Source organism: Neosynechococcus sphagnicola sy1, from assembly GCF_000775285.1.
Lineage (GTDB): Bacteria > Cyanobacteriota > Cyanobacteriia > Neosynechococcales > Neosynechococcaceae > Neosynechococcus > Neosynechococcus sphagnicola.
In genome coordinates this window covers 1-7,010 of sequence record NZ_JJML01000048.1, presented here as the reverse complement: position 1 = coordinate 7,010, position 7,010 = coordinate 1, and the positions used below count along the sequence as shown (strand labels likewise).

General features: G+C 50.8%; 6 protein-coding genes and 1 pseudogene. 3 read left to right on the top strand and 4 right to left on the bottom strand.

The window, feature by feature from the left end; all coding sequences use genetic code 11:
- Positions 1-492 (top strand): IS256 family transposase (locus DO97_RS16940; RefSeq protein WP_036535707.1); only part of this gene is annotated, 492 nt, incomplete at its 5' end.
- A 12-nt stretch (positions 493-504) separates the two neighbouring features.
- On the opposite strand, the gene DO97_RS16935 is transcribed toward DO97_RS16940, so the two are convergent.
- From DO97_RS16935 to DO97_RS16925, 3 genes and pseudogenes are all read right to left on the bottom strand, one after another.
- Positions 505-900 carry a HEAT repeat domain-containing protein gene (locus DO97_RS16935; RefSeq protein ID WP_036535705.1) on the bottom strand — a complete coding sequence of 132 codons (396 nt, stop codon included), beginning with the start codon at positions 898-900 and terminating at the stop codon, positions 505-507.
- A 164-nt stretch (positions 901-1,064) separates the two neighbouring features.
- Positions 1,065-1,923, bottom strand: a pseudogene (locus DO97_RS16930) (alpha/beta fold hydrolase).
- 135 nt (positions 1,924-2,058) lie between these two features.
- Positions 2,059-2,898, bottom strand: coding sequence for an SDR family NAD(P)-dependent oxidoreductase (locus DO97_RS16925; protein ID WP_036535702.1), 840 nt, complete (start codon positions 2,896-2,898; stop codon positions 2,059-2,061).
- 124 nt (positions 2,899-3,022) lie between these two features.
- On the opposite strand from DO97_RS16925, the gene DO97_RS16920 reads away from it, so the two are divergent.
- On the top strand, positions 3,023-3,571 hold the full coding sequence (locus DO97_RS16920) for a TetR/AcrR family transcriptional regulator (protein ID WP_036535699.1): 549 nt from the start codon (positions 3,023-3,025) through the stop codon (positions 3,569-3,571).
- 364 nt (positions 3,572-3,935) lie between these two features.
- Here DO97_RS16920 and katG read toward each other — a convergent pair whose 3' ends face one another.
- A complete protein-coding gene (gene katG, locus DO97_RS16915) occupies positions 3,936-6,110 on the bottom strand; it encodes a catalase/peroxidase HPI (protein ID WP_036535697.1) in 2,175 nt (724 codons plus the stop codon).
- A 502-nt stretch (positions 6,111-6,612) separates the two neighbouring features.
- On the opposite strand from katG, the gene DO97_RS30355 reads away from it, so the two are divergent.
- Positions 6,613-6,957 (top strand): helix-turn-helix domain-containing protein, encoded by a 345-nt coding sequence (locus tag DO97_RS30355; protein ID WP_036530315.1) that lies wholly within the window; start codon positions 6,613-6,615, stop codon positions 6,955-6,957.
- The last annotated feature ends 53 nt before the right edge of the window (positions 6,958-7,010 follow it).

The window sequence follows — 7,010 nt, the reverse complement described above, 5'->3', positions numbered from 1 at the left end:
CCCCAGGCAATCGAGGCACTGTATCCCAAAACTCAAGTTCAGCTATGTATCGTGCATCTGATTCGCAATTGCCTGCGCTACGTTCCTTGGAAGGATGCTAAAGCGGTAGCGGCAGACCTGAAGCCAATCTATCAAGCCACCACGCTTGAGGAGGCCGAAGCAGCCCTAGATGCGTTTTCAACCAAATGGGATGCCCTTTATCCGGCGATTAGCCAGATTTGGATTCGGCATTGGGACAACGTCATTCCCATCTTTGATGATCCAATGGATATTCGCAAAGTCATCTACACCACCAATGCCATTGAGTCGCTCAATCGCTCATTGCGCAAGGTAATTAAGACCAAGGCTGTGTTCCCAGATGAGGAGTCCGTGTTCAAGTTGATGTATTTGGCAATGAACAACATTGCCAAGCGATGGAACCGACCAATTAAGAACTGGAAAGCAGCCTTGTCACATTTTGCTATCCTATTTCCAGGACGCTTCAACTATTGACGATCTCAAGGCTTACACAAAAATCTGAACGCTCTGTCGCATTTGTTCATCGAGGTCATTGGAGTAAAAAAATTCGATCGCGCTGACCACCGCAGAACGTACATCTTCCTGTTGATCGGCTTGGAAACAGTCCTTCAACCAGGGCAGGGTAGCGAGGTCGTCATGGTAATGTTGGGCGATCGCTTCCAATGCTTCCCGATAAACTCTGCTACGTCGGCCTTCCAAAACTTGCTTTTTCAGCCAGGGTAACGCCTCTGGAAATCTCGGGGCTTTAGCAACAAGGTTCATAATTGCCTCAACACCCCGCCAATATACACCTTGCATAAGCACTTGCTGAAATGCTTCCAGCAGAGCCTGACGGCTGGGGGCAATGGCAGCAGTTTGACTGAGTTCGGCACAACAATCCATTGCCAATAATAGTTTGAAACTCTACCTTACCCTCGCGTCGTTTTCTGATCTCGGTGTACTCTATCGATAGCGAGAATGAATTGAATCGATAGCTGCACATGTAACCTTAGCAACCGGCTTTGTAAAAACCGACCTAACTCAGCCACTTGCTAAGCGTTGATCTGCTAACCCAGGTGAGCCGGAAGAAAGCGGCGAATGTGAGCAGCGATCGCCTGTCCCTCTTCATCCAGGACAAAGTGCCCCGTATCAAGGAGATGCACTTCGCTATTTTTTCAGATCGCGTTGGAATGCATGGGCACCCTCCGGACCAAAAAACGGATCGTTTTTGCCCCAAACAATCAGCGTGGGTGGTTGGTGAGTGCGGAAATATTTATGCCACTGGGGATACTGCTCCAGGTTTGCCCGGTAGTTGTAGAACAGTTCCAGTTGGGCAGCCGCATTCTCTGGGCGATCCAAGAAGGACTGGTCGAGATTCCAGTTGTCAGGGTTGATACTCTGGCGATCGCGCACCCCTGCTGTGTAAAAGAAAATCGTCGTATCCCGCTTCAGAAAATCGCGCACGGGTGCTTCGGTGGCTTCGGTGCGATCGCTCCACAGATTACGAAAGGCTTGCCAAGCTGGGGTCAGCCCTTCCTCATAAGCATTACCATTCTGCACAATCAGTGCCTGAATCCATTCGGGATGGCGGGTGGCAATCCGAAACCCTACGGGTGCGCCGTAATCTTGCACATAGAGACTAAATTGAGTTAAACCCAGAGCCTGGAGAAAATGCTCAGTAATGTCAGCGAGATGATCAAAACTATATTCAAATTGATCGATCGGCGGTGTATCGCTGTTGCCAAACCCAGGGTAATCCGGTGCAATCAGGTGAAACTGATCAGATAACTCAGTGATCAGATCTCGATACATGTGTGAGGATGCCGGATAGCCATGCAGGAGGACAATGGTAGGATTTTCCCTAGAACCTGCTTCCCGATAGAAAATATTCAAGCCGTCAATCGAAATGGTGTTGTAGGTCGTCATGATGTTGCTCCTTGAGTTTTGCACACTTGAGTTTTGTACGGAATTTGCCATTGATCGGCGGGCAGTCCTGGTTTGAGAGGGCTGATCCGTGATGCATTCATTTGCAGCAATACAATGCATCACGACCTTTCGGTCTCAGATGCTTCTCAAATCCATTGAGCGGGGTACGGCTTGCTCGGTTTTGAACAGAAACTCCATCAGCCATAAGCCCAGAAATCTGGGAATGAACGCCGCAGATGCATAGATCACCTTGCCCAGCAGACCGGCAACCACACTGGGTCGGCGTGCCGCCAAACCGCGCAGTCCTACTTTGGCGACCTGTTCCGCACTCAACGTGGAATGCATTAGATTGAAGAGCTGAAGTGCACGAGAATCGAGAATTTCAGCGTCTTGTCCAAACGCCGTTGCCGTTGCGGGTGGGTGCAGACAGGAAACGACTACGTTGAAGCGTTTCATTTCCTGATAAAGGGTGATCGAGAAACTGGTGACAAACGCCTTGGTTGCGCTGTAAACCCCAAAGAAGGGTACAGGTTCACAAGCCAATACAGCCGACACATTGAGAATGTATCCCGTCCGACGTTTTTTCATCTGGCTAGCCGCCCAATGGCTGAGATGGGTCAGGCTCACCATATTCAGTTGACACAAGTTATTCAGCCGCGACCAGGGTTGATCAACCGTATAGCCAGAGGCACCAGCGCCAGCATTGTTGATCAGAACCTCTACCGGATAGGGCAACCGCTCCAATTGTTGAATCAACTCGTCGCAGGCTTCAGTAGTAGATAGATCTGCACCAATCACCTGAATGTAGTCTGTCAAAGGTGCAAGTTCTTGCTTCACGGTTTCCAGTTGCCTAACGTCCCTAGAAACCAGCACCAATCTTGCGCCTTGCTTTGCCAATAATTTGGCGAAGGCATAGCCAATGCCACCTGATGCTCCTGTAATCACCGTCAAGCGTTCTTTAAATGGGGATCTCATCAATTTTCTCCTTGTAGGTTATACCGCACTGCTTTGTCTTTGCCAAACGTTCGGTATACATTCAAATTACCGAACGTTTGGTAAGCTGTCAAGTAGGAACGCAAAACTTTTTTGAGGTCAACCCATGGCTAAAGCAGAAGTCATCCCCCAGTTGATGGCAGTATTTCAGGAATATGGCTATGAAGGGGCTAGCATTACCCGGTTTTCTGAGGCAACCGGGTTGAAGCGAGCCAGTCTCTATCACTATTTCCCCAATGGCAAGGAAGAGATGGCCGATGCCGTTTTGGATTATGTTACTCAGGCGCTGAAGGAGAATTTGTTAGCCCCTTTGCGCAGCAATCGCCCACCCGGTGATCGCATCCAGGCAATGAACCAAAATGTCGATGCCTTTTACCAACAGGGTCAGCAGGATTGTTTATTAGCACTCCTCAGTGTCGGAGAGGCACATGAGTTATTTCAGGAGCGCGTGCAACGAGCGCTCAACCTCTGGATTGATAGTGTGGCGGCTGTATTAGTGGATGCTGGCATCACGCCGATTACTGCCCGTCAACGCGCTGAAGAGGCGATCGCGCTGATTCAAGGTGCGCTGGTATTAACCCGGGGACTAAACAACACAGCCATCTTTGAGCGCATTCTGCAGCAAATGCCAGAGAGTTTGCTGCGCCCTGAGTGAGGAATCAATGGGCGATCGCATTCTCCTTTAGCTTCTGTTGTTCCATCGAATGAATCGTGCTGAGTGCCGTTGGTTGCAAATCGATAAGCTCAAAGCTATAGCCTTACGCTGCCAAACCCACTCTTTCCCTCAAAATCCAAGCTACATCACAATCAAGGACTTGAGGTCTAACGACAAAGCTCACCGGCGGCAATGTAGCGTAGCGGAGTTGCCGTCCGAGTGTAGCGCCTTGTTATGTGGTTTATTGCCTTCTAAGTAGCTTTTATTATGACTGCTTAGGTTCAATCGCGGGATCAATCTGGACACAGCTATATACCTATCCCCACGCTGCGATCATGAACAGCGTGGAGATGCATATTAAGGGTTAGGCCAGATCAAAGCGGTCGGCATTCATCACCTTCGTCCAGGCTGCCACGAAGTCCTGCACGAACTTTTCTTTGTTATCATCCTGCGCGTAGACTTCGGCATAGGCACGCAGGATCGAGTTGGAGCCGAAGACAAGATCCACCCGTGTCGCCGTCCACTTGACCTGATCCGTCTTGCGATCGCAGATTTCATACAGGTTATTACCGGCTGGCTTCCATAGGTAGTTCATATCCGTCAGGTTCACAAAGAAGTCGTTGGTTAAGACGCCTTCGCGATCGGTGAACACACCGTGCTTAGTGCCGCCATAGTTGCTACCTAGCACACGCATACCGCCAACCAGCACCGTCATCTCAGGGGCTGTCAACCCCATCAGTTGGGTGCGATCGAGCATCAGCTCTTCAGGTTTGACGGCATAGTCCTGCTTGAGCCAGTTACGATAGCCATCGTGGATGGGTTCAAGAGGTTCGAACGATTCGGCATCGGTCATCTCGTTCGTTGCGTCACCCCGACCAGGGAAGAAGGGAACGGTAATATCAAAACCAGCAGCCTTGGCAGCCCGCTCGACACCGATATTACCCGCCAGCACGATGACATCCGCAACACTAGCACCGGTATCCGCCGAGATGCCTTCCAGGACGGCCAGCACCTTGGCCAGACGGGCAGGTTCGTTGCCTGCCCAATCCTTCTGCGGGGTCAGGCGGATACGTGCCCCGTTAGCCCCCCCACGCTTGTCCGAACCCCGGAAAGTTCTGGCACTGTCCCAAGCGGTGCATACCATTTCGCTGATGCTCAGACCGCCTGCTGCAATTCTGGCCTTCACGGACTGAACATCATAGCTGGCGTTCCCGGCGGGAATCGGATCCTGCCAGATTAGGTCTTCTTGCGGCACATCGGGGCCAATGTAACGAGTCTTTGGCCCCATATCCCGGTGGGTCAGTTTGAACCAGGCTCGCGCAAAGACGTCAGCAAAGTAGTCGGGGTCATGGTAGAACCGTTCGGAAATCTTCCGATACTCAGGATCCATCTTCATGGCCATGTCGGCATCGGTCATGACCAAGTTGCGGCGGATTGTGGGGTCTTCAACATCAGCGGGTTTGTCTTCTTCTTTGACATTGATGGGTTCCCACTGCCACGCCCCTGCCGGACTCTTCTTAAGTTCCCAGTCGTAATTCAGCAGCATGTGGAAATAACCGTTGTCCCATCGGGTGGGATAGGTCGTCCATGCGCCTTCAATGCCGCTGGTCACGGTGTCGCGCCCAATGCCGCGATGGGTCTTGTTATGCCATCCCAACCCCTGTTTTTCGACATCGGCAGCTTCGGGTTCCGCGCCGAGCAACGCAGCATCGCCGTTACCGTGGCATTTGCCCACCGTGTGGCCACCGGCGGTGAGGGCGACGGTTTCTTCGTCATTCATGGCCATACGGGCAAAGGTTACCCGCACATCATGAGCGGTCTTGAGTGGGTCAGGATTGCCGTCCACGCCTTCGGGGTTGACGTAGATCAGCCCCATCATCACGGCAGCTAGCGGATTTTCCAGATCCCGCTCACCAGAATAGCGGCTGTTGGGATTGTTGCTGGGAGCGAGCCATTCCTTCTCCGAACCCCAGTAGATATCTTTTTCGGGATGCCAGATGTCTTCCCGTCCAAAGGCAAAGCCGAAGGTCTTTAGCCCCATAGACTCATAGGCGATGGTGCCTGCGTAGGCAATCAGATCTGCCCAACTGAGCTTGTTGCCGTATTTCTGCTTGATCGGCCAGAGCAGTCGGCGCGCTTTGTCCAGGTTAATGTTGTCCGGCCAGGAGTTGATGGGTGCAAAGCGTTGATTACCGGTACCCGCACCGCCGCGACCATCCGCGATCCGATAGGTGCCCGCTGCATGCCAGGACATGCGGATCATCAGACCACCATAGTGACCCCAGTCCGCCGGCCACCAGCCTTGGCTGTCTGTCATCAGCGCGAGCAGGTCTTTTTTGAGCGCGGTTACGTCAAGTTTCTTAACCGCTCCCCGATAGTTGAAGTCCACTCCCATCGGGTTGGTCTTGCTATCGTGCTGACTCAAAATATCGAGGTTGAGTGCCTTGGGCCACCATTCCATGTTCGACATGCTGGTGGTCGTAACACCGCCGTGCACCACCGGACATTTGCCACTGGTGGTTGTCGTACTGCCATTCATATTCAATTTCCTCTCGTGATTTGATATGTATGTATCTCGATTTTTATGCATAGCACAATATCTTTATCCAAAGTTGTTGCCACTTTGGATGACAAACAGTTTGTTCAAAACACATAACGGCTCTGGTCAACAGTTGCCGATACTTTTGTAGCACCACAAACGGCATTGGTCAATCCGCTGCACCAGATTAGTTAGACAATTAATCATTTATATGCACTTTTGATAAATGCTGTTCGTACGCCCACTTTCCATCAGGATTTCTCTTCAGAGTATAAATGTAATAAATTCCTTTTCGCTTTGTTTTAGGAAACGCATAAAGTTCAGACTTGTCGAATCCCCATTGTTCAGAAATTGGGCGGATTAATTCAAAGACTTCTATCGCTTCCCGATCTCTTGACTGCTGATCCAAATCAGGTGATGACATGACATATTCTATAGCGTTTTTCAGCCTAGTAGGGCTGGCGAGGTAAGATATAGGAATCCACTGTTAATCTAGATAAACGTGCGCCCATATTCTGAAGACTTGCGGAGAAAAATAGTTGAGAGATACATAGACGGGAAGACCTCTCAACGCAAGCTAGCCGAACAGTTTCATGTAGCATACAGCTTTGTACGCAAACTAACGAAGCAATATCGAGAGACCGGGACTATCCGTCCGAAGCAGCGAACAGAACAAACCCCCAGCAAACTCAGTGCTGAGCATCTGGCTGTGTTGAGTGGCTTAGTTGAGACAAATAATGATGCCACCTTGAGCGAACTGTGTGATCTGTTAGACGAAGCAGTTGGGGTTCGAGTCAGCATAACGACAATGTTTCGGATGCTTCAGAAGCTGAACTTGACCCTTTAAAAAAACACTGCATCCCCCTGAGAAAGAAACTGAGCGAGTTCAACAAAAGCGAT

What these genes read in the sequence shown, in the direction of transcription:
- DO97_RS16935 (WP_036535705.1), bottom strand. Translation starts at nt 900, where the DNA reads ATGGATTGTTGTGCCGAACTCAGTCAAACTGCTGCCATTGCCCCCAGC.
- DO97_RS16925 (WP_036535702.1), bottom strand. Translation starts at nt 2,898, where the DNA reads ATGAGATCCCCATTTAAAGAACGCTTGACGGTGATTACAGGAGCATCA.
- DO97_RS16920 (WP_036535699.1), top strand. Translation starts at nt 3,023, where the DNA reads ATGGCTAAAGCAGAAGTCATCCCCCAGTTGATGGCAGTATTTCAGGAA.
- katG (WP_036535697.1), bottom strand. Translation starts at nt 6,110, where the DNA reads ATGAATGGCAGTACGACAACCACCAGTGGCAAATGTCCGGTGGTGCAC.